This is a genomic window from Sphingomonas sp. NIC1, from assembly GCF_001638925.1.
GTDB classification, from domain to species: Bacteria; Pseudomonadota; Alphaproteobacteria; order Sphingomonadales; family Sphingomonadaceae; genus Sphingomonas; species Sphingomonas aquatilis.
Window position 1 is genome coordinate 373,495 of sequence record NZ_CP015521.1, and the last position, 21,853, is coordinate 395,347.

18 protein-coding genes and 1 tRNA gene are annotated in these 21,853 nt (G+C 67.0%); 9 read left to right on the forward strand and 10 right to left on the reverse strand.

Going from position 1 to position 21,853, the window contains the following annotated elements; genetic code table 11:
- The first annotated feature begins 11 nt into the window (after positions 1-11).
- The 4 genes from A7E77_RS01890 (at position 12) to A7E77_RS01910 (ending at position 6,396) form a co-directional block, all read left to right on the forward strand.
- Positions 12-2,411, forward strand: coding sequence for a TonB-dependent receptor plug domain-containing protein (locus A7E77_RS01890; RefSeq protein WP_063685523.1), 2,400 nt, complete (start codon positions 12-14; stop codon positions 2,409-2,411).
- Positions 2,411-3,661 carry an aminotransferase class V-fold PLP-dependent enzyme gene (locus A7E77_RS01895; protein WP_063685525.1) on the forward strand — a complete coding sequence of 417 codons (1,251 nt, stop codon included), beginning with the start codon at positions 2,411-2,413 and terminating at the stop codon, positions 3,659-3,661. The genes A7E77_RS01890 and A7E77_RS01895 overlap by 1 nt, the downstream gene beginning before the upstream one ends.
- 499 nt (positions 3,662-4,160) lie before the next feature.
- Entirely contained in the window at positions 4,161-5,171 is a 1,011-nt protein-coding gene (locus tag A7E77_RS17200; protein ID WP_078462326.1) for a serine hydrolase domain-containing protein, read from the forward strand.
- Positions 5,172-5,445: 274 nt separating this feature from the next.
- Entirely contained in the window at positions 5,446-6,396 is a 951-nt protein-coding gene (locus A7E77_RS01910; protein ID WP_063689641.1) for a serine hydrolase domain-containing protein, read from the forward strand.
- A gap of 17 nt (positions 6,397-6,413) precedes the next feature.
- On the opposite strand, the gene A7E77_RS01915 is transcribed toward A7E77_RS01910, so the two are convergent.
- The 7 genes from A7E77_RS01915 to A7E77_RS01945 form a co-directional block, all read right to left on the reverse strand.
- Positions 6,414-7,523, reverse strand: a complete 1,110-nt coding sequence (locus A7E77_RS01915) for an ABC transporter permease (protein WP_063685527.1) — start codon at positions 7,521-7,523, stop codon at positions 6,414-6,416.
- Positions 7,520-8,653 (reverse strand): ABC transporter permease, encoded by a 1,134-nt coding sequence (locus tag A7E77_RS01920; protein ID WP_063685529.1) that lies wholly within the window; start codon positions 8,651-8,653, stop codon positions 7,520-7,522. The genes A7E77_RS01915 and A7E77_RS01920 overlap by 4 nt, the downstream gene beginning before the upstream one ends.
- On the reverse strand, positions 8,650-9,654 hold the full coding sequence (locus A7E77_RS01925; protein ID WP_063685530.1) for an HlyD family secretion protein: 1,005 nt from the start codon (positions 9,652-9,654) through the stop codon (positions 8,650-8,652). The genes A7E77_RS01920 and A7E77_RS01925 overlap by 4 nt, the downstream gene beginning before the upstream one ends.
- Positions 9,651-11,162, reverse strand: coding sequence for a TolC family protein (locus A7E77_RS01930; protein WP_063685534.1), 1,512 nt, complete (start codon positions 11,160-11,162; stop codon positions 9,651-9,653). Before A7E77_RS01930 ends, A7E77_RS01925 begins: the two co-directional genes overlap by 4 nt.
- A 229-nt stretch (positions 11,163-11,391) precedes the next feature.
- The gene (locus A7E77_RS01935; RefSeq protein ID WP_063685536.1) at positions 11,392-12,543 is read right to left on the reverse strand and encodes an L-dopachrome tautomerase-related protein; all 1,152 of its coding nucleotides are present in this window, start codon (positions 12,541-12,543) and stop codon (positions 11,392-11,394) included.
- Positions 12,540-13,646, reverse strand: coding sequence for an NADH:flavin oxidoreductase/NADH oxidase (locus tag A7E77_RS01940; RefSeq protein WP_063685538.1), 1,107 nt, complete (start codon positions 13,644-13,646; stop codon positions 12,540-12,542). The genes A7E77_RS01935 and A7E77_RS01940 overlap by 4 nt, the downstream gene beginning before the upstream one ends.
- 73 nt (positions 13,647-13,719) lie before the next feature.
- Positions 13,720-14,415, reverse strand: coding sequence for a type 1 glutamine amidotransferase domain-containing protein (locus tag A7E77_RS01945; RefSeq protein ID WP_063685540.1), 696 nt, complete (start codon positions 14,413-14,415; stop codon positions 13,720-13,722).
- A gap of 203 nt (positions 14,416-14,618) precedes the next feature.
- Between A7E77_RS01945 and A7E77_RS01950 the strand changes: the two genes are divergently transcribed.
- Positions 14,619-15,497, forward strand: coding sequence for a LysR family transcriptional regulator (locus tag A7E77_RS01950; RefSeq protein ID WP_063685542.1), 879 nt, complete (start codon positions 14,619-14,621; stop codon positions 15,495-15,497).
- Between the two features lie 199 nt (positions 15,498-15,696).
- Here the strand turns inward: A7E77_RS01950 and A7E77_RS01955 are convergent.
- Positions 15,697-15,786: transfer RNA gene (locus A7E77_RS01955), tRNA-Ser, on the reverse strand.
- Between the two features lie 131 nt (positions 15,787-15,917).
- On the opposite strand from A7E77_RS01955, the gene hspQ reads away from it, so the two are divergent.
- Positions 15,918-16,316: a heat shock protein HspQ gene (hspQ, locus tag A7E77_RS01960; protein ID WP_051066254.1), complete on the forward strand. Its 399-nt coding sequence runs from the start codon at positions 15,918-15,920 to the stop codon at positions 16,314-16,316.
- A 42-nt stretch (positions 16,317-16,358) separates the two neighbouring features.
- Here the strand turns inward: hspQ and A7E77_RS01965 are convergent, their stop codons facing one another.
- Entirely contained in the window at positions 16,359-19,145 is a 2,787-nt protein-coding gene (locus A7E77_RS01965) for a TonB-dependent receptor plug domain-containing protein (protein ID WP_063685544.1), read from the reverse strand.
- Positions 19,146-19,399: 254 nt separating this feature from the next.
- On the opposite strand from A7E77_RS01965, the gene rplU reads away from it, so the two are divergent.
- From rplU to A7E77_RS01980, 3 genes are all read left to right on the forward strand, one after another.
- Positions 19,400-19,696, forward strand: a complete 297-nt coding sequence (rplU, locus tag A7E77_RS01970; RefSeq protein WP_017979337.1) for a 50S ribosomal protein L21 — start codon at positions 19,400-19,402, stop codon at positions 19,694-19,696.
- 27 nt (positions 19,697-19,723) lie between these two features.
- Positions 19,724-19,993 (forward strand): 50S ribosomal protein L27, encoded by a 270-nt coding sequence (gene rpmA, locus A7E77_RS01975; protein WP_018250697.1) that lies wholly within the window; start codon positions 19,724-19,726, stop codon positions 19,991-19,993.
- 255 nt (positions 19,994-20,248) lie between these two features.
- Positions 20,249-20,791 carry a GNAT family N-acetyltransferase gene (locus tag A7E77_RS01980; protein ID WP_063685546.1) on the forward strand — a complete coding sequence of 181 codons (543 nt, stop codon included), beginning with the start codon at positions 20,249-20,251 and terminating at the stop codon, positions 20,789-20,791.
- Between the two features lie 383 nt (positions 20,792-21,174).
- On the opposite strand, the gene gmk is transcribed toward A7E77_RS01980, so the two are convergent.
- The gene (gene gmk, locus A7E77_RS01985) at positions 21,175-21,840 is read right to left on the reverse strand and encodes a guanylate kinase (RefSeq protein WP_024310297.1); all 666 of its coding nucleotides are present in this window, start codon (positions 21,838-21,840) and stop codon (positions 21,175-21,177) included.
- Positions 21,841-21,853 lie beyond the last annotated feature (13 nt).

Below are 21,853 nucleotides of genomic sequence, written 5' to 3' on the forward strand. Positions count from 1 at the left end.
ACTGTGTCATCATGAAATTCGCTACCGCCAGCGCCGTTGCGGCGCTGCACGTTCTTCTCGCGCCTGCCGTTTCGGCGCAGGTCACTGCCTCGCAGGGAGGTTCGGAGGTCAGTCAGGCCACGACGAATGATGCTGGTGGAGATGACATCGTCGTGACCGGCACGCGGGAGCGCGGCCGGACGCAATTCGATACGCTGGCACCGGTCGATGTGCTGCCGCAAGCGCTGGTGCAGTCCAGCGTATCGAGCGATCTCACCACCGTGCTGGCGCAGTTGCTGCCGTCCTTCAACGTGCAGCGCCTGCCCGCCGCCGACGGACAGGCGTTCGTGCGCCCGGCGACGCTGCGCGGCCTGTCCGCCGACCAGACGCTCGTCCTCGTCAACGGCAAGCGCTATCATCGCTCGGCTCTGCTGGGAACGCGCGGTGCACAGGCCCCCGATCTCGCCAGCATCCCCACCCTCTCGATCAAGCGCATCGAGGTGCTACGCGACGGCGCGTCGGCCCAATATGGCTCCGACGCGATCGCCGGCGTCATCAACATCATGCTCGACGACCAGCCGGGGATGGAAGCCTATGGCCAGTTCAGCCAATATTATGCCGGGGACGGCAACAGCTACCAGTCCGGCGCCCGCGGGGGCATCGCGCTGGACGACAAGGGCGCGATCGTCTTCACCGGCCAGTTCGCGCATGGGGAGGCCACCTCGCGCACCCGCCAGCGTCCCGATGCTGTCGCGTTCCAGGCGGCGAATCCGACGCTCGCGGTGCCGAACCCGGTACAGCGCTGGGGGCAGCCGGACGAAGAGCGCATCAGCGGCGCGATCGACATGCACTATGACATCAGCGATGCGGCGAAGGTCTACGCCTTCGGTACGGTGCAGCAGGGCGAGGGGCTGACCGATTTCAACTGGCGCAATCCCAGCAACACCGGCAGCGTCTACAACGCCAGCAGCGTCTTCCCCGGTTTCAGCTTCCGCAGCATCTACCCGGCCGGCTTCACCCCGCGCTTCGGCACGCAGTTCGCCGACCTGCAACTCGTCAGCGGCCTACGCGGCGACCTGTCGGACGCGCTGAGCTACGACCTCAGCGCCTCGGCCGGCCGCAGCCGTATCGACTATACGATCGGCGAAACGCTCAACGCCTCCTTGGGGCCGGCCAGCCCGACCAGCTTCTACCTCGGCCGCCTGACGCAGCGTGAGACGAACCTCAACGCGGACTTCGTCTATCGCCTGCCCGTCGGCGGCATCGAACCGCTCAATATCGCCTTCGGTGGGGAACGGCGGATCGAGCGTTACGCGGTCGGCGTCGGCGATCCGGCCTCCTATGCGATCGGAGCGGGGGCCGCGACGGGTCTTGCCCCCAACGCCAACGGCTTCCCCGGTTTCGGCCCGCAACAGGCGGGCAACTTCAAACAGACGAGCAACGCGGGTTACGTCGACCTCACATGGCATCCGATCACGATGCTCACCCTCGGCACGGCGGGCCGTTACGAGGACTTCTCGAGCTTCGGCGACAAGTTCACCTACAAATTCTCCGGCCGGGTCGAGCCGGTCCAATGGCTTGCGCTGCGCGGCACCTATTCCACCGGATTCCGCGCGCCGACCCCGGCGCAGCTCAACACCCGTGTCGTGAGCCAGGGTCTCGACACCCGGACGTTGCAAGTCTTCAATCAGGGACGCCTCGCGCCGACGGACCCGCTTGCGGTCGCGCTCGGCGCCAAGCCGCTACGCCCCGAAACCTCGCGCAACATCAGCGCGGGCCTCGTCGCGCAGACACATATCGGGCTGGGCGGGACTGTCGATCTCTACCAGGTCGATGTCGACGACCGCTTCAGCCAGTCGGCGACCATCGCCATCCCGGCGGGCTTCGCCAACCCCAACCGCTTCACCTCGATCAGCTACTTTACCAACGATTTCAACACCCGGACCCGGGGTGTCGATGTCGTCGTCAGCTATGCTCGCGCGCTCGGCGGCGGTCGGGCCAGCGCCACGCTGGCTTACAATTACAACCGCACCACCGTCCGTAGCGGGACGAGTGCGGCGATCGCCAACGACACGCAACGCCGCATCTTCCAGGAGCGCCTGCCCCAGCATAATGCGACCGGCACGCTCGGCTACGATATCGGTCCGATCGGCGTGATCCTGCGCGGTCGCTATTATGGACCCTGGACCGATGTGACGGGCAATGCGACCGGCGAGCTGTTCCAGCGCTTCGGCGGCATCGCCCTCTTCGACGCTTCGCTCACCTATCGCATGACGCCGAACATCTCGATCCGTGGCGGTGCCGAAAACCTGTTCGACACCTATCCGGCGGAGGCGACCAATCAGGCCAATCGCGGCCTCATCTATTCGCGAAACGCCCCCTATGATACCGATGGTGGCCGGTACGATGTCCGGCTCGGGTTAAGCTTCTGATGATCGATCGGCGCGCGCTTCTGGCCGGCGGGATGGCCGCCACCCTCCCCCTGCCCGCGCGCGCCGCTGCACCCGCGCATCCCGCCCCGGACGACGAGGCGTTCTGGGCGACCGTCGCCGCAGAATATGACCTGCCCCAGGACGTCATTCAGCTCGAAAACGGCAATTGGGGCGCGATGTCCCGCCCCGTCCGCGCCGCCTACGAACAGGCCGTTGCGCGTGTGAACCGCGATACCAGCTATTACGCCCGGCGCGGCATGCTCGCCGACCTTGGCGCCGCCCGCACCGCCGTCGCGGCGGAACTGGGCGTACCTGCCGATGAGATCGCCTTCACCCGCAATGCGACCGAGGCGCTGAAGGCGCTGATCCTCGGCTACAATCGTCTGACCGCAGGCGATGCGATCGTCTATGCCGACCTCGACTATGACAGCATGCAGGCGTGCATGGAGAGCCTTGGGCCGCGGCGTGGCGTGCGCGTTCGTCGCATTGCGCTACCCGAACCCGCCACGCGCGCCAGCCTGATCGACGCCTATGCACAGGTGATGGCCGAAGAACCGCGGCTGAAGCTCATCCTCCTCACCCACCTGAGCCACCGGACCGGCCTGGTGATCCCGGTTCGCGAGATCACTGCGATGGCCCATGCCCGCGGTATCGACGTCATCGTCGATGCCGCGCACAGTTGGCAACAGCTCGACTTCGCGCTGCCCGACCTCGATTGCGATTTCGTCGGACTGAACGGCCACAAATGGCTCGGCGCGCCGCTGGGCATCGGCATCCTCCATATCCGCAAAGGCGCGCTGTCTCGCATCGACCGGGATCCCGCCGAAGACGCGGGCGGCCCCGACACCGTCTTGGCCCGGATCCACACCGGCACGCTCGATTATGCGTCCTGGCTCACCGTCCCCGCCGCACTCGCCTTTCAGCATCGGATCGACCGTGCCGCCCGCGCCGCTCGGCTGCGCGCGCTTCGCGACCGCTGGGTCCGGCAGGCGCGGGCGATCCCCGGCATCGAGATACTGACGCCGGACGACCCCGCGTCGCATGGCGCTATCACCTCGTTCCGGTTCAAAGGGGTAATCAGCCCGCAGGCGAATGCCGCCCTCGCCCAGCGACTGCTTGAGCACCATCGTATCTTCACCGTTCATCGGACAGGAGCCGCCCATGGCGCATGTGTCCGGGTAACGCCGTCCTTGTTCAATTCGGCGAGCGACGTCGACCATCTGGCGCAGGCTCTGTCAGCCGTTCATTGAAGGCACGGGGGGCGGGTATGTGATGGGCTGTTGAGGTCGCTATTGATCGCCACACTGCCGAAGAATGACCGCGGCACTTAGCGATCGTAAAACGTTTGAGCATGAGACGGCGCTGACGATGATATGTCTCAGAGCTTGGATCACATAGGCAGTACCAATTCGACGTCGCTGCCCTGACCCAAAAGTAAACGTTCGCCGTGACACCGCCACTGCGCAGAAGCGGACGTTTGGTCATCCGGTCTGGTGCAGTTCGAGAGCTGAGTACGCCGTACGTCAGACCTTCCGGTAACGCACGAAGGTCAATTGCAAATAGCAGGACGGACCGTATTGTAGGCACAATACACCAAGCGATCGGTAATGTCATGACGTCCTCGCGAATGCCCGAATGAACCCGACACGGCGAACGATCCTGATCGGCACCGCAGTCGCTGCCGGCTGTGCCTCCGTGCCGGCGCTGGCCAGGAGCCAGAGGCGTACGGCGATGCCAGTCCAGTCATGGATGGCGCTTGCTTCCGTGCCGGGGGCAAGCTGGGCCGTGTTCGACGGCGAAGCGGAGCCCGTCAGTTCCGCGATAGGATACGCCGAAGTCGGTGAGGCGAACGCGACGACGGAGACGCTGTTCGAAGCCGCTTCCCTGTCAAAGCCGGTCCTGGCGGCTGCCATCCACGACCTTGTCCGCGACGGCAGCGTCGATCTCGACGAGCCTGTGGCCAAGCACATCGATTTCACGGCGGATGTCGCGACCAAGGCTATCACGCCTCGTCACCTGCTATCGCATTCCAGTGGTCTGCCGAATTGGCGGACCGAGGCCGGCAGCGATCTGGTGAGCCGGTTCAAGCCAGGCTCTCACTTTCGCTATTCGGGAGAGGGCTACGTACTGCTTGCTCGCCTCGCCGAAAAAGTCACCGGTCAGACCGCAGCAGAGGTCGTCCGTTCCCGAATTCTGACGCCTGCGGGAATGACGCGGAGCGGCTATGGCTGGTCAGCCGGCCAATCGCCTCTGGTGGCGTGGGCGCACGATGCCGGCGGCGCGTTGATGGCGGACAAGGGACCCGCGCAGTTCCAGAGGAGCCGGGACGCCGGCCCCCACCGGTCCGTAGAGGCGTGGACCCAGGATGATCGCGTTGCGGGGGCGCAGGCGCTCGGCAAGCCGGCCCTGCCGGTCTTTATGATTCCCAACATGGCGGCGGGACTGTGGACGACCGCGAGCGACTATGCCCGCTTCGCCCGTTTCGCACGCCGCTACCCGGCCATGAATACGCCGACGGTGGCCGTCGAAGGCAGTCTTGCCTGGGGCCTGGGGTGGGGATTGGAGCAGTCGGGCTCAGACCGCTTCGCCTGGCACTGGGGCGCCAATGACGGTGTCGCCAACCTGTTCCTTCTCGACCTCGTCAGCAACGACGGACTGGTCGTGCTGACGAACGGGGCCGGGGGGCAGCGGGTCTATGAACGAGCCGCCCGCGTTCGGTTCGGACGTGAGTTTGACGCCTTGACGTGGTTGCAGCCGTGACGTCGAGGTTGCTCCCGCCTCCGTACAGCCTGCGGCTTTCGGCCATCCATTCGTGTTGGCAACGACATAGAGCCGTAGCTTAGCTCTGCTCGCCACCAGCGACATTACCGCCACGCTTCAATATCGCTAGCTGTTGCATATGGGTAATACAGTCTTTGTGCGGAAGCAGGCAGTTTATCGCGGTTTGGTCGCGCTGGTGGTTTGGTCTTCGATTGCGGACGCCAGGACGAACACCACGCTGCCGGATCTGACCACAACGCTGCGGGAGCAGCGCGTGGAAAGCGCTTCGGTCGCCTTGATCCGCGATGGGCGGATCGTCTCGACCGGGGCTTGGGGCATGGCCGGCCCCAACCGCGCGGCGACCGTCTCCACACCCTATAATCTCGCCTCGCTGACGAAGCCGTTTACGGCGGAGGTCATCCTGCGGCTGGTGTCGGCCGGCACGCTGTCGCTGGACGAACCGATGGACCGCTACTGGAGCGATCCCGACCTGTCGCGCGATCCCCGGCGGATGCAGCTGACGGTGCGCATGGCGCTGAGCCATCGCACCGGCTTGCCGAACTGGCGCGATGCGAAGGGGCTGGCGTTCGATCACGATCCCGGCACGACCACCGGCTATTCGGGCGAGGGATATCAATATGCGGCGCGCTATGCCGAGCACCGCACCGGGCAATCGTTCGAGACGCTGGCCGGGCGCTGGCTGTTCGCCCCCGCTCACATGCGCGCCTCGGGCTATGTTTCGGCGCAGGGCGAGACGGCGCCGATCGCCGTGCCCCATGACAACGCGGGCAAGCCGCTGCCGGTCGAGCGGGTGACGCGATACAATGCCGCCGATCTGGCGCATGCCACCGCGCGGGATTATGCGCGTTTCCTAATCGCTGCCCGCAACGACCGCGGTCTGACCAGGGTCATTGCAGCCGAACGCAGCAGGTCGCAGGCCGATCTGACGCCCGACCTATGTACCGGAACGAAAGCGAACACCTGTCCGCCCTGGACCGGCTTTGGCCTTGGCTGGCAGCTTCTGGGCTTTCCCGGTGGAACGACGATGCTCCACACTGGCAAGGATGCCGGGGCATTCACCTTCGCCGCGATCGACCGGGCGAGTGGCGACGGTATCGTCATCCTCACCAATAGCGACAATGGCTGGCGGGTGATCCTGCCGATCCTCGAACGCACGGGCAGCGATCCAAAGCTGATCGCCTTCCTCCGTGGCCAGATGAGCTGACGGGAGCGCTCGCGCCGTCAGCCGCGACGCCGAGGCGATCGGTCGATCAGTCGCAGATAGGCGAAAGCGGCGTAGCCAACCGCCAGCACGACCAGCGTCAGCAACGGGTTCGCGACCTCGCCGATCGACGCTCGCATCTGATTGAGCGGGACGAAGGCATGCACCCCCGCCGTCGACGGTATCAGCTGCGCGAAGGCGGCGACGAAGCGCGGCATCTGATCGAGCGGGTACGTGGCACCGGTCAGAAAGAAGAAAGGCACCGACGTCGGGCCGAGAATGTATATAGCCCGCTCCGCCCGGTCGAAGGTGCTGCCCGCCAGCAGACCCAGGGCAGCGACCGCGGTCGCGAAGATCGGCACCACCAGGATCATGCCGGGGACATTCCCGTCGACGGGCACCCCCTGGACCCAGAAGATCAGACCGAAAAGGAAATAGCAGCCCAGCATGCCGACCGAGGCGAAGGCGGCGAGCGTGCCGCCAAATTCCGCGCGCCTCATCCGCCAGCAGCCCAGCCGCCGCCGCCCGCCCATGAAGGTCGCGGCGCCGAACAGCAGCGTCTGCTGGATGATGATGACGGCGACCGAAGGAAAGACATAGCCCTTGTAGCCGCCGGTTCGGTTGAACAGCGGCTCCTCGACGACCGTGACCGGCGGACCACCGCGATCGAGCTGCCCTCCCGGCAGGAGACGGGTCTTCGCGATATCCTGAATGACCGCGGTCACCGCCTCGCCGATCGTGCTGGCGCGGAGCAGATAGGTGGCGTTGACCCAGACCGCGATCCCCGATCCGGCCGTCCCGGCCCGCAACTGGCGCTCCAGACCATCGGAGATCAGGATGATCCCGTCGGCCTTGCCGCTGCGCATGTCGCCGCGCGCGGCCGGCTGGTCGCCGGTCACCGCGACTACGTGGACCGCGCGGGTCGCATCCAGGTCGCGGATCATCGCGCGGCTAAGGGCACTGGCATCCTGATCGACCACCACCACGGGCAGCTTGCGCGGTGCTTCGTGCGCATAGGGCGCAGGATAGTAAAAGGCATAGAGGACGACCGCGAGCAGCATCGTGCTGAGCAATGTGCGCGAGGTGAGGATCGCGCGCCATGTCGCAATAAAGGCCGCATCGAAGGTCATGTCCGCCCTGCCCGCCCCCGGATGACGGCCAGCGCGCCGCCGCCCGCCACGACGACATAGGCGATGAGCGCCAGGGTCGGCGAAACCGCTGCGGCGACCGTCTGACCGCTCACCTGCCCCATCTGGAGCGCGATATAATGGGTGAGCGGCAGCACCTCGCTCCAGATCCGCGCAAAGGCATTGCCGCCGTTCAGGGGCAGCGTCGCGCCCGAATAGGCGAGCGCGGAGCCCGCATAGACGGCGCTGGCCGACAGCGCGGTGGCCGTTTCGCGCGTGACCGCCACCAGCAACGCGGCGATGGCGGCGGTCGCGACATAGAACAGCGTCTGACCACAGGCGATGAGAACAAGACTGCCCTCGACACGCCAGCCCCGCGCCAGGGTGAGGTAGAGGAGCCAGACCAGCCCCCAGCCGCTAATCGCCACGACATAGGGCAGCAACTTGCCCACCATCGCCGCCCCCACCCCGCCGCTGTCCTTCGCCCAGGCCGACAGCGACTTGTCCTCGAGTTCACGACCGAGCGCCATCGCGCAGACACAGGCCGCGATCAGATGCAGGACGGCGGGAAAGATCAGCAGCCCCAGAAACCATTCGAAGCTGACCGGCGCATTGCCCAGCGCCGTCGCCTCCACCTCCAGACGCCGGACGCGGCTGGCCGGCACGGTATGGTTCGGCAACTGGCCGGCCGCGATCGTGGGGAGCGCCGCCGTCACCGCATCTCCGGCCGCGCGCGCGACCTGCCCGCCGGCGGTCAGAAAGCTGCCATTGTAGAGGATGCGGACGACCGGCTCGCGATGCCGGGCGATGCTTTCGCCAAGCCCTGCGGGAATGTGCACGAAGCCCATGATCGTGCCGGTGCGGACGGAGCGCACTGCGGCGGCCTCGTCGCGGTAGCTGCCGCCGCGGCGGATGAGCGGCGATGCGTCCAGCGCACGGATGATCGCCCGGCTCGCGCCGCTGCCGTCGCTGTCGACGATGCCGAGCGGCAATTGGCGAAACGGCCCCTGCCAGAATAGCGCGGCGACGAGGAATATCAGGATGCCGGGCAGCAGCGTGATCCCCGTCAGATCCCAGCGATCGCGGCGAAGGTGCCGCATCTCGCGGTCCAGCGCCCGGCGGAAGGCGGTCATTGCGGCCAGTCGAACAGCACGCTCATGCCCGGGCGCAGCTTGGGTATCGCGGATACGGGACGCAGCCGAATCTCGAAGGTGCGCACGTCATAGCCCGACGCCTCGCGCGTCGCGCGCCACGTTGCGAAGTCGCCGCGCGGCGCGACGAGATAGACCCTGAAGGCGGCGTCGCGTTGCAGCGCGGGGATATGGCCGTGCAGCACCGATCCGATGCCGATCGCGTGATACCGGTCCTCGCGCAGGTTGAGCGCGACCCAGGGGTGGTCGATGTCGATGACCTGATAGGCGGGGATGACGGGGCTGACGACCTCGCCCGGCCGCACCAGCTTGCGCGCGACCTCTCCCGCGATCGGCGACACCAGCCGCGTTTCGCGCCCGAGCGCGTCGGCGGTGCGCAGCGCAGCCTCGGCGATGCGGACCTGCGCGTTGGCGGCCTGCCGGTTCTGCGGCCGCGCGCCCGCCAGCGCCTTGGCATATTGCTGGCGGGCGGCCTCCGCATTGCGCGCGCTGCTGTCGCGCGCCGCAGCCGCTTCGTCGCGGCGCTGGGCGGCGACTACGCCCTCGGCATAGAGGTTGGCGGTGCGTCGGCTGGTCACCGCCGCCAGATCCGCCGCCGCCTGCGCCGCCTGCCACGTCGCACGCAGCGACGCGATATCCTCCGCCCGGGCACCCTCGTTGGTTTCGGAGGCGATGGCGCGCGCCGCGTCGAGCGCCCCTTGCGCCTGCGCCTGCCCGCCCGCGATCTCGGGGCTGGACAAGGTGGCGAGCAGCGCCCCCGGCCAGACCCGCTGCCCCTCCTCCGCAATCAGCCGATCGACGCGGGCGAGCGCCTTCGTTCCGACATTGACCTCATCGGCATCGACCATGCCCTGCAACTGCTCGGGCGCCGGGCGGCTCGCCAGCCACAGTCCCAGCCCGATGACGATCACGACGATCAGCCCCGCGACGATCGCGAGCGGCCGCTTGCCACGCGCCGGCGGGGTGGTGGCTTCGTCGGTCACTGCTCGTCCCCCAAACGTCGATCGGCGCGCGCCAGATAGGTGGTGAAGTCGTCGACCCGGTGGCTGGCCGCGAGCAATCCGGCGAGCGCGAGATCATATTCATAGGCCGCCGCGATCCGCTGGCTGTGCGTCGTCGCCAGCACCGCCCGGGCATCGACGAGCGACGAGGACGGCGCCTCCCCTTCCGCAAAGGAAAGCTGCTGCACCCGCAGATTTTCGCGCGCCGCCGCGAGGTTGCTGTCGAGCAGCAGGAAGGAGCGCCGCGCCGCCTCGACCAAATTCCAGGCGCGCACGATCTCGCCCGCGACGTCCTTGCGCGCCTGTGCCGCCGCATCGGCCGCGGCGCGTTCCTGCTCGCGCGCCGCCTCCAGCGACTTCTTGCGGTCGAAGTTGGACAGCAGCGTGTAGCGCAGGCTGACGCCCGCGACCCAGTCGGGTTCGGTCGGCAGCGCATGGTCGCGGTTCGCATTGTAGCTGCCGAACGCAAAGGCTTGGGGACGGTATCGCGCCTTCGCCAGGTCGACGCCCGCCCGCGCGATGCCGCGTGCGGCATCGGCACCCTGCGCGCGCGGCGAGGTGTCGATCCCGCCGAGGAACGTGTCGACCGGCGGCAAGGGCGTCGAATTGACGAACAGCGGCGTCAGCGCCGTTATGCCCTGCGGCTGATCGAGCAGCCGCGCCAACGCATCCGCCGCACTCGATTCCTCGAGCTGCGCGCGCAGATAGGCCCGCTCGGCGGCGTCGCGGGCCACCTGGACCTGAAGCACGCGGGCATGCGGGATGACGCCGTTCTTTTCGAGCTTGCGGGCGTCGGACAGATGGCGATCGAACCCCGCCAGCGTCTCGCGGGTCGAGCGCGTCAGCTGCGACGCCACCTGCCGCCCGAAATAGCTGCGAACCAGGCCGACGCGGGCCAGGTCGCGGCCCCCGGCCTGCTTGGCGCGCGCCACGTCGACGGCGGCATCGGCGCCAGCCTGAACCGCCGGGATCGCTCCGCCGGTGTACAGGGGCATGGCCGCGGTCACGGCGGGTCGGAACACCGTGTCGCGCGTCTGATACTGGAGGGTGTCGGGAATGGCCCCGAAGATCGTCGGCAGCGCCGCGCCGACCCGCTGGACCACCTGCCCGACGATCTGCTGCAGACCGACGGGGAAATTGCCCGGAAGCTGCGACAGGAAGTCGGCGGCGCCGGTCGCCGCATTGTCCCTCGCGCCGGTCAGATCGACGGACAGCGTCTTTTGATAAGCGATGACGCTGGCAGAGGCGCTGACGACCGGGCGGCGAAGACTGCGCGTGGCGTCGGCGATCAGTTCGCTCGCGCGGACGGCATGGTCCTCGCCGGAAAGGCCGGGCGATGCGTCGTCGAGCCTGGCCAGGGCCGCATCGAAGCTGAGCCCCAGCGGCGGCGGCGCCGCATCCGGCTGTGCCAAGGTCTGGGCCTCCGCCTGCACGATCGCGGCACAGGCGACGGATACCAGCAGCGCCAGCCGTGCCGCCGGACGCCGCATCATACCATTGCCTTGCCGTCGTGCGGACAGACCCCGCACAGGCCGGTCGTCAGGCGCTCGCTCCGACAGGATTGGTTCCCGCATGCGATCCCCCTCCACCCATGTGCCTGACAGAGCACGAAATGTCGCAGAAGTGGACGGTGGTTACAATAGCGTCACGATCGCAATCCGGCGGGCCAGACCGGCTTCTCCGCCACCGGCCCGGGAGACCATTCCGACAGCGGCGGCGTCAACGCCGCGTCAGCAGCACCGGGCCGCTACCGACCTTGATGCGAAGCAGTTCATACGGTTTCCGGCGCAGGTCGCGGCCGCCATGAAAGCCGGGCTGGCGGTGAAGCTGGTTCGCGGTAAAGTAGAGATAGCCATCGGGGCCGATCGACAGGGTATCGGGCCAGCTGATCCGCGGATCGCTGACCAAGGTCGACCATTGGCCGCGATCGAGCACCCGCATCGCATTATGTTCGTAATCACCGGCGAAGACGCGGCCCCGATCATCCTCGGCAATGCCATCCGACGCGCCTTTGCGCCCCATGCTGCGAACCGCGCGGGCCAGTGCCTCCTCGGACACCGATGGATCGCGCAGCAGCGCCGTGGGCACGGCATGGAGCGTGCGGCCCGACAGCGGCCCGTAATAGAGCATGCTGCCATCGGCGCTCAGCGCGATCGCGTCGCTGGCGATGGCGACCGGCGTCGCAGGCCCGTTGGCCGGACGGTTCATCAGCACCTCGCCGTCGACGATCGGCGTAAAGCCCGGCTCCGGGTTGGTCGTCGCGTGGCCGGACAGGCGGCGGATCGCCCGCTCGCTGGCGATGTCGACGACAATGATGCCGCCGATGCCCGCGTTGCTGCTGTCGGTGATATAGGCGGTGCCCTGCTCCCCCTGCCGCAAGTCGAAGCGGACGTCGTTGAGATAGGTCGTCGGCAGCACGACGCTTGGGGGCAGGACGATCGTCTTGACCACCCGGTTGGTCGCGAGGTCGATCGCTACCAGCTTCGCGCCACCCGCCTGGGGCGGCGAGAACTTCGGTGCAGCCGTGTCGAGCACCCACAGACGATTTGCGCCATCGGCGACGACGCTCTGCACCGAGATGAAATGACCAGCCGGGTTGGCGGGATCGGGGCGATTGGTCGCGGCGTCGGGATAGGGCACCGCCGTGCCGTCGACCAGCTCGGCGACCGTGAACGGCGCCTGGTCGCCCCATTGCGGGAAGTTGACGAAGATACGGCCGTTGGGCGCGACGGTCACGCCGGTCGGCATCGCGCCGTCGAAGGCGGCAACCCGCTCGATCCGGGGCGCCGGAGCCGTGTCGCGGGCCGTCGCCCCGACCGTGATCGAGGCGACGGCAGCGGCGGCGAGGAGCAATGTGGCGGATCGTGTCATCGCGTCATCTCCTTCAAGATACGGCCCGCCTCATGTGGCTCGGACCGGAGATATTGCGCCGGCGCCTTGACCGAAGCGCCGAGCGCGGCGGCGGCGTGCCAGGGCCACCGCGGATCCCACAAGGCGGTGCGCGCGATGGCGATGGCGTCCGCATGCCCGTACTGCAAAATCTGCTCGGCCTGCTGCGGATCGGTAATCAGGCCGACCGCGATGACGGGCATCGTGACCGCATCCTTGACCGTCCGTGCCAGCGGCACCTGATAGCCGGGACCGACCGGAATCTGCTGGCGCGGATCGAGACCGCCGCTCGACACGTGGATGGCGGCGCAGCCGCGCTGTTCCAGCGCTTCGGCAAATTGCGCAGTTTCGTCCGCCGTCCAGCCGCCCTCGACCCAATCGGTCCCCGACACGCGGACGGTGACGGGTCGGTCGGCGGGAAACGCCGCACGCACCGCGTCGAATACCTCGAGCGGGAACCGCATCCGGTTGGCGAGGCTGCCGCCATGGGCGTCCTCGCGATGATTGGAGAGCGGCGAGAGGAATTCGTGCAGCAGATAGCCATGCGCGGCATGGATCTGGATCGCCTCGATCCCAAGCCGCGCTGCCCGAAGGGCGGCATCGGCGAAGGCATCGCGGATTCGCGCTAGGCCCGCCTCGTCCAGAGCGACGGGCGCATGATCGGTCGCGGCATAGGGCACCGCGCTCGGCGCAACCGTCTGCCAGCCATTCTCCGCATCCGGCGCGATCTGCGCGCCCCCGTGCCACGGCTTGGCACAGCTCGCCTTCCGGCCCGCGTGCGCCAACTGGACGACGAGAGGCACGTCCGACCAGCGGCGCACACTGTCGATCACGCGCCGCATCGCCTCTTCGGTACGGTCGTCGTACAGACCGACATCGCCATAGGTAATCCGCCCTTCCGGGCTGACCGCGGTGGCTTCGATCGTCAGGGCGCCCGCCCCCGCCATGGCGAGCTGGCCCAAGTGCATCTGGTGCCAATCGGTCATCGCGCCGTCCTCGGCGGAATATTGGCACATCGGCGCGATGACGATGCGGTTGGCGAGGCTGAGCCCACCGACCGTCAGCGGCTCGAACAGTCGGGCCATCAGGCGTCTCCCGTGGAGGGCAGCAACGCCGCAGGATCGGCGACGCGCAACATGGGCTGGAGATTCCGCACGATCACGCCGCCTGGCCCTTCAGGGCCTCGATCACGAGTTCCGCCGTACGGGTCGCGCTCGCCGGGTTCTGGCCCGTCACCAGATTGCCGTCACGCAGGGCGAAGGGGGCGAAGTCCGGGCCTGCCTCATGCTGGCCGCCGAGTTCCTTGAGGCGGGTTTCGAGCAGGAAGGGCACGGCCTGATCCAGTCCGACCGCGCGCTCCTCGCTATCGGTGAAGCCCGCGACACGCCGACCGGCGACGAAGGGCGTGCCGTCCGCCTTCTTGGCCGAGACCAGCCCCGCCGGGCCATGGCAGACGGCAGCGACGATCTTGCCCGCGCGGTCGAACCGCTCCACCAGCTGCGCCAGTTCCGCACTGCCGGGATAATCGAACATGGTGCCGTGGCCGCCGGGCAGGAACAGCGCGTCATAGCCGCTGGGATCGATGCTGGTGAACACCGGCGTATCGGCGACCTCGGCCTTCAGCGCCTCGTCCTTCAGATAGCGTTCGACCGAGGCATCGTTCTCGCCATCCGCATTGACGCTGCGCTGGTCGACCGGCACCGCGCCGCCCTTGATCGAGGCGAGCGTCACGTCGGCACCGGCATCGCGGAAGACGTAATAGGGGGTGGTCAGCTCTTCCAGCCAGACGCCGGTCGGTTCGGTCCCCGGGGTCATGCGATCGGCGGACGTAGTCACCATGAGGATACGGATCATCGTCAAAACTCCTGCTGCGTGGACGTCGCGAACGCGGAGTGCCCGCCGCCGCACCCACGACAACGAGGCCATAGGGCTCTGCGGTCCGGCAGCGGCGACCGGGCGTTCGTGTCCGTCCTTGTGCCCAGTCAGATAGGCCTTCGCCGGCATCAGCAAATCCAAGCGGAATGGCGATCCGCCATAAGACAGGTTATGGAAACCCAATGTCCCTGTTGCAGTTGCGCACCTTTGTCGAAGTCTATCGCCGCCGCTCGCTGAGCGACGCGGCCCGCGCGATCGGCATCACACAGCCCGCCGCGTCGCAGCATATTGCCTCGCTCGAGGCGCAGCTCGGCCATCCCCTGTTCGATCGGCATTCGCGCGGTGTGCGCGCCACGGCGATCGCCGACGACCTGGCTGCGGCCATCGGCGACAGCCTCGATACGGCGGAAACGGCCCTCGCCACGGCGCGGGCGCGATCCTCGCGGATGTCCGGGACGGTGCATATCGCCGCGCCGTCGGATCTGCTGGGCGAGATGATCGCCCCCCGGCTGGGGCCGCTGCTCGACGCGGGCCTCGACCTGCGCCTCCACATCGGCGGGCGGGACGCGCTGTATAGCCTGTTGCTGGAAGATAAGGTGCATCTGGCCGTGACGGCATCGCAACCGGACGACCCCCGGCTAGCCTTTCACCGTCTCGGCGATGAGGATTTGCGCGCCGTCGCCGCGCCGGCGGTGATCGAGCGGATGGCGGGCCTGCCGCTGGCCGATGCGCTGACACGCATACCGCATCTGGCGTACGATCTCGACCGGCCGCTGCTGCGCGCCTGGCTTGAGGCCAACCGGATCGCACTGGTCGGTCAGCCTGCCCTGACCGCTCCCGACCTTCGCGTGCTGCGATCTGGGTTATGCGCGGGGCTCGGCTGGACGGTCCTGCCCGGTTATCTGACCCGTGCCGAGCGGGCCGATTGCACGCTCGTCGAGATACCCGCGCCGATCAGAGTGCCGCGCAACACCTTCTACCTCGTCTGGGCGCGTTCGTCGCTGCGGCACCCCCGCGTTGCGCTCGCCCGCGATGCCTTGATCGCTGCGCTCAGGATTTGAGGTCAAGTCGACACGACATCGTGGGGCTCACTTCTCAACCCAATCGATGGCGGCCTCGATTGACGTGGACATTCGTCGATGGACCCCGAACGCGGATTGACGTGGATCCCCGCATACATCAGCGGACGCAAAAACCGCGGATTTCTGCCAGTTTACATCAATTTTCGAATGGTACGGATAAGGCCCAAAAAGGCCAAAGTGGCGGAGAGGGAGGGATTCGAACCCTCGGTGCCCGTAAAGGCACGCCGCATTTCGAGTGCGGTACAATCGACCACTCTGCCACCTCTCCGCAGAAGACGTCCTTGGCAGGTCATTGAGACCCGCAATCCGTCGGTCGAGGGCGGGCCTTTAGCGGCTCGGTTTTCCGGTGGCAAGCGCCGTTGTGCTTGTGCAGCGCGGAAAGACGATTAAATTATGGGCATGCCCCGTCATGACCCTATCGGCACCCTGCCCGCGCAGGGGCGCCCCAATGTCGTCGAGATCGATGCGCCCGCGATCGCGCATGCACGCTTCTCGATCGGCGATGTCGTGCGGCACCGCCTGTTCGATTTTCGCGGCGTGATCTTCGACGTCGATCCGGTCTTCGCCAATACCGAAGAATGGTATGAGGCAATCCCGGAAGCGGTGCGCCCGCGCAAGGATCAGCCCTTCTACCACCTGCTCGCCGAGAATGTGGACTCGAGCTACGTCGCCTATGTCAGCCAGCAGAATCTGGTCGTCGACGACAGCGACGAGCCGGTCGACCATCCGGCGATCGCCGGCCTGTTCGACGATTTCACCGACGGGCGCTACGCGCTGCGCCGCGAACACCGTCACTGATCGGTCTGCGGGAGGGACGCCGTAGCGCCCCTCCGCGTCTCCTTAGAAGTTGATCGCCGCGCGCGCGTACAGGAAGCGCCCGTTGAAGCCGAATGGCGAGAAGTTGCTGTACGGCAGGAACTGATAGGTCGTCGGATAGCTGCCGCCGACGCTCGCCGGGCGCAGGCCGAACGGCCGGCGATCGGGATAGACGTCGAAGGCATTGTCCACGCCCAGCGTCAGCTGCACGCCCTGATATTCGTAGCTCAGCGAGAAATCGGTGATCCACTTCGGGCGCAGTACCTGATCGTCCGGGCCGAGCAGCGTCAGGCTGGTCGCATCGCTGATCGGCGCGGTCGTTTCGGGCGAGATCACCGAACCATAGCGCGTCGTCCGCGCCGACACGCCGATACCGGCGATCTTGCCGTCGGTCGCCAGCACCACCTTCGTGCGCGGCTGGCCGCGTTCGAAGCGGAAGCCTTCGACGCGTCCGAACAGGACGAGGCCGGGGATCTGCGCCAGCGATCCCAGCGTGTTCAGCCGCTTGTCGATCTGGTTCTTGGTGTAGTTATACGCCGCCGAGAAATTCCAGGCGCCCAGGCCGCCCAGATTGGCGCGATAGGTCGCAACCGCATCGACGCCCTGCGTGGTCGTATCCAGGCCGTTGATGAAGAAGCGCGCCGCGCCGACGGTATTGAAGCCGTTCGCCACCAGCACCTGCTGCACCGCGGCATTCTGCGCCGCCGTGCCGACGCCCGCCGCACCGAGATTTTCCGACAGCACGATGCGGTCGCGAATCTTGATGTGGAAATAATCGACCGTAAGGTTGAAGCCGCGGAACGGATTGAGCGTCGCACCGCCCGACAGGTTGACCGACTTTTCAGGCTTGAGCGGCTGCGAGCCGAGCGCGCGCGCCACCGGGCTGTTCACCGCGACGGTCGACACGTCGACGGGCACGCCCGACAGGAAGTTGGTCGAGGTGGTGGTGAAATATTGCTGGTGCAGCGACGGCGCGCGGAAGCCGTTCGACACCGATCCGCGCAATGCGAACCCGTCGGTCAGTTCGTAGCGCAGCGCGAGCTTGCCGTTCACCGTATCGCCGAAGTCGCTGTAATGTTCGTAACGGCCCGCCGCGGTCGCGGTGAAGCCGGTGAACAGGTCGGCGTCGAACTCCAGATAGCCGGCATAGCTGTTGCGGTTGACGTTGGTCCGGGCCGAGGCAGGCAGGCCGCCGAAGCCCTGCGCACCCGCCGCCGCGGTACGGCCCGGGAACGAGCAAGACCCGGTCGCTGCGGCGCCCCCGCCGTACACGCCACCCAGCGTGGTGCAGTTCGCCGGCGTCGTCGTCCGCGTCGCCTGGAAGAACGGGCCGGTCTGGTACGACTGAGGATCGCCGGGGCGGATCTGAAAGATCTCGTGGCGATATTCGCCGCCGAAGGCGAAGGTCAGCGGCCCCGCCAGCCCGACGTCGAACTGGCGCGACAGATCGGCGTTGGCCAGGATCTGCGAGAAGGCGAGACCGCCGGCATCGAACGAACGCTGGCTCTGCGGACCGAAGGAGACGTTGACGCTATTTTCGGTGCGGTAGCTCAGCTCGTTGCGGCCGAAGCCGAGCGAGAAGTCGCCCTTGAAGCCCGCGACGTCGGCCCGGATGCCGCTGGTCGCCGACAGATCGTCGATGCTCGACTGGATCTTGGGCAAGTAGCCGTCCGGGGTCAGGCCGACGAAATTGGCGTTGGTCGGCGTCGTGCCGGGCGCGATCGCTGAGAAGTCGCGGTTGGTCGCCGCCGACTGCTGGCGGAAATTCGCCGCCGACAGGCCGTCGCGGTGACCATAGGTGAAGAAGGCGTAGAAGTCGGCCGAACCCAGCGGCTGGCCCATGTTGACGAGGAAGTTGAAGTCCTGTGTCTTCGCATCGCCGTAGCGGAAGTCGAGGCGGTTGAAGCTCGCTTCGCGCGAATCGAACGTGGTCGACGACGGACGGATGTAATTGGGCCGCAGATCGTAGCCCTGGCGGTTGGTGAAGTCGCGGTCGCGATATTCGCCGGTAAAGTTGAAGAAGCCGCCATTGCCGATCGGCAGGCCGACGTTGACGCCATAGGTCAGCATCGCACCGTCGCGCGCCTTGCGCTCACCGTTGCTGTTCGCTTGCAGGTAGCGCGAGTCAGTCGGGTCGAGCGACGGCGAATTGCCGAGCAGGCCGTTGAAATTGGCCACCCCGTCCAGCGTCGTCACATATTTGCCGTAGCTCACCTGCGCGCGGCCGCCTTCGCTCGCGGTCTTGAGCTGGACGTTGATCACGCCCGCGATCGCATCCGAGCCATATTGCGAGGAGGCGCCGTCGCGCAGCACCTCGACCCGCTGGATCGCGAGCGCGGGGATCATGTTCATGTCGACCGCCGCCGAACCACGCCCGACGGTGCCGTTGATGTTGAGCAACGCCGACACGTGGCGACGCTTGCCGTTGAGCAGCACCAGCGTCTGGTCGGGGTTGAGGCCGCGCAAGGTCGCGGGCCGCGTCACGTCGGAGCCGTCGGCGATCGAGGGCTGCGGGAAGTTGAACGAGGGGACCAGCTGGTTCAGCGTCTTGTTGAGCTCGCCGGTGCCTGACGCCTGCAGCGCGCTGCCCGAAATGACGTCGATCGGCACGGGGCTGTCGATCGCGGTCCGGTTGGCGACGCGGCTGCCGATGACGACGATCTGGTTGGCCGCTTCGTCGCTTTGCGTCGACGTATCGGCCGTCGCTTCCTGGCTGGGCGCCGACTGCACGGCCTGCGCCCAGGCGGGTGCGGCGAAGACCGCCAGGGATGCCGGCACGGCGACGCCGGCAAGCAAGATTGCGCGCTTCATGATATTCCCCTGTTTCGCGCGGTTTAGTTACCGTCACGATCGACGACACTTTATGTCGCGCTGAGGGCCGGGCAAGTCATCGTCACAGACCTTTCATACGTTTGTCATACCGCTGTTGCTGCGCCGCCACATGATGAATGTCGGCGCGCCCCGCTTCAAAGGTTGACAGAAGCCTGCACATTCCTTAGCTGCCGCCGCTCATCCCGCCGGGTCTCCCTGTGCGGGCACATGTTTTTTGGGAAGTGACTAGAGCCATGTTCGCAGTCGTGCGCACGGGCGGCAAGCAGTATCGCGTCGCCGCCGGAGACAAGATCGTCGTCGAGAAGCTGGACGGCGAAGCCGGCGCATCGATCACGCTGGGTGATGTCCTGCTCGCGGGCGAAGGCTCGGAGCTGAAGAGCGTCGAGGGTCTGACCGTCGCCGCCGAGATCGTCGCACAGGCGAAGGGCGAGAAGGTCATCGTCTTCAAGAAGCGCCGCCGTCACAATTATCGCCGCAAGAACGGCCATCGCCAGAACCACACGATCCTCAAGATCGTTTCGGTCGGCTGAGCCCAGCGCGAACAGGAGTAGAGCAGCATGGCACATAAGAAAGCAGGCGGTTCGTCGCGCAACGGTCGTGATTCGGCCGGCCGTCGTCTTGGCGTGAAGAAGTTCGGCGGTCAGGAAGCGATCGCGGGCAACATCCTCGTGCGTCAGCGCGGCACCAAGTTCTATCCGGGCGCCAACGTGGGCATGGGCAAGGACCATACCCTGTTCGCGCTCGTCGACGGCCGCGTGGCGTTCCACGAAGGCAAGCTCGGCCGTAAATTCTGCTCGGTGCAGATTATGGCGGAAGCCGCAGAATAACGGGCAACCAGCCGGGTTGCCCACCAGGGTGACCCGGTCGCATCTTCCACAAGATGCCAACCAAACAAGGGAGACGGGCTCTAAGCTCGGGCTCCCACCCCGGGGAGCCCTTTCGATGCTGGGAGCATCGAAAGCTTAGAGCCCCCCGGCTCCCTTTTTTCTTGCTCCCCGACCCCGGCTGTCCCTGCCGCGTCACAGGCGCGTGGCAGCGGCGTGGCCAAGGAGAGAGCAGGAATGTTCGCGAGAACCAACAGATTGACGCTCCGGCCGGCGTGGCCGGAGGATGCGGCCGAGCTGGCCGCGGCGATCGATCACGAAGCAGTTACCCGGATGCTGAGCCGGGTCCCCTACCCCTATACACTGTCCGACGCGCAGGAGTTCTGCACGCGTCCGCGGGCGCATGACGAAGCGCGCTTCCTGATCGTCAGCCACGACCTCGCCTGGCCCGATGGCGCCCCGGCCATCGTCGGCGGCATTGGCATTTCGGAAATGGATGGCCAGCCCAACCTTGGCTACTGGCTCACCCCCGCCGCCTGGGGCCGCGGCTATGCGACCGAGGCAGGCCATGCCGTCATCGCGATGGCGCGGCACGCGCTGGGTCTGCGGCGCATCGCCGGCTGGCACTTCGCCGACAATCCGGCGTCGGGCGCCGTCTTGCGCAAGCTCGGCTTCCGGTCGACCGGACAGACGGCCGTCAAGCCTTCGCTGGGCCGGACCGAACCGGCGCCGTCGGTCGCCTATTCGCTCGATCTGGACGCGGCAGAGGAGGATCACCCGGCACTGCGTATCGCGGCGTGAGGGGGGCGTGCCGCGACTCGCCGGCCCGTCACCTCGTCACGCCGATGCGCTGCCGGCTGGCCCCACCTCCACCGTCACCCCGGACTTGATCCGGGGTCCCGCTAAAATGCAGGCGTCGACGAAGAAGCGGGACCCCGGATCAAGTCCGGGGTGACGGGATATGTGGTGCGATTGAAGGCCGACGATCGACTATGTGCGCGATCTTAAGGCGGCGGCTGAGGATCAGCCATCGCCGCGTGGGAGCGGCCTGCCCTCACCGATCGCGTCATTCCCGCGCAGGCGGGAATCCAGACTGGCTGACGGTGGTGGGGCTCAGACGCGTTAGCGGTTATGGATTCCCGCCTGCGCGGGAATGACGGAACAGCGCAAGGCGCCCCCGCCCCTCAATGCTTCTCCGCGACCCGCGTCAGCTTGCGGATAAAGCCGATCAGCCCGGTCTGGCGCGAGCGCTTCAGGCGTTCGGCCGCGAGGATCGTCTTCACGCCGCGGAAGCATTCCTCGACATCGTCGTTGACCAGGACATAGTCATAGCCGTCCCAGTGGCTCACCTCGTTGGCGGCGCGCGCCATGCGGGCGTCGATCACCTCGGCCGAATCGGTGTTCCGATTCGTCAGCCGCGCGCGCAATTCCTCCATCGAGGGTGGGAAGATGAACACGCGCACCACGTCGCCGCCGGCGATCTGGAACAGCTGTTGTGCGCCCTGCCAGTCGATGTCGAACAGCACGTCCTTGCCCGCGGCCAGCATCGCCTCGACCTGCGCCCGCGGCGTGCCATAGCGATGACCGAAGACGTGGGCCCATTCCAGGAATTCGTCGTCCGCCACCATGCGGCGAAATTCCTCAAGGCCGACAAAGTGATAGTCCTTGCCGTCGGTCTCACCCGGACGAATGCCGCGCGTCGTCGCCGACACCGACATTTCGAGGCCGGGCTCATCCGCGAGCAATTTGCGCGCGATGGTGGACTTGCCGGCGCCCGAAGGCGAGGACAGAACGAACAACATACCGCGGCGGCGGAAGTTGTGCGGATCATTGGGGGAGGAGGACGGCATGCGCGCTACTGGC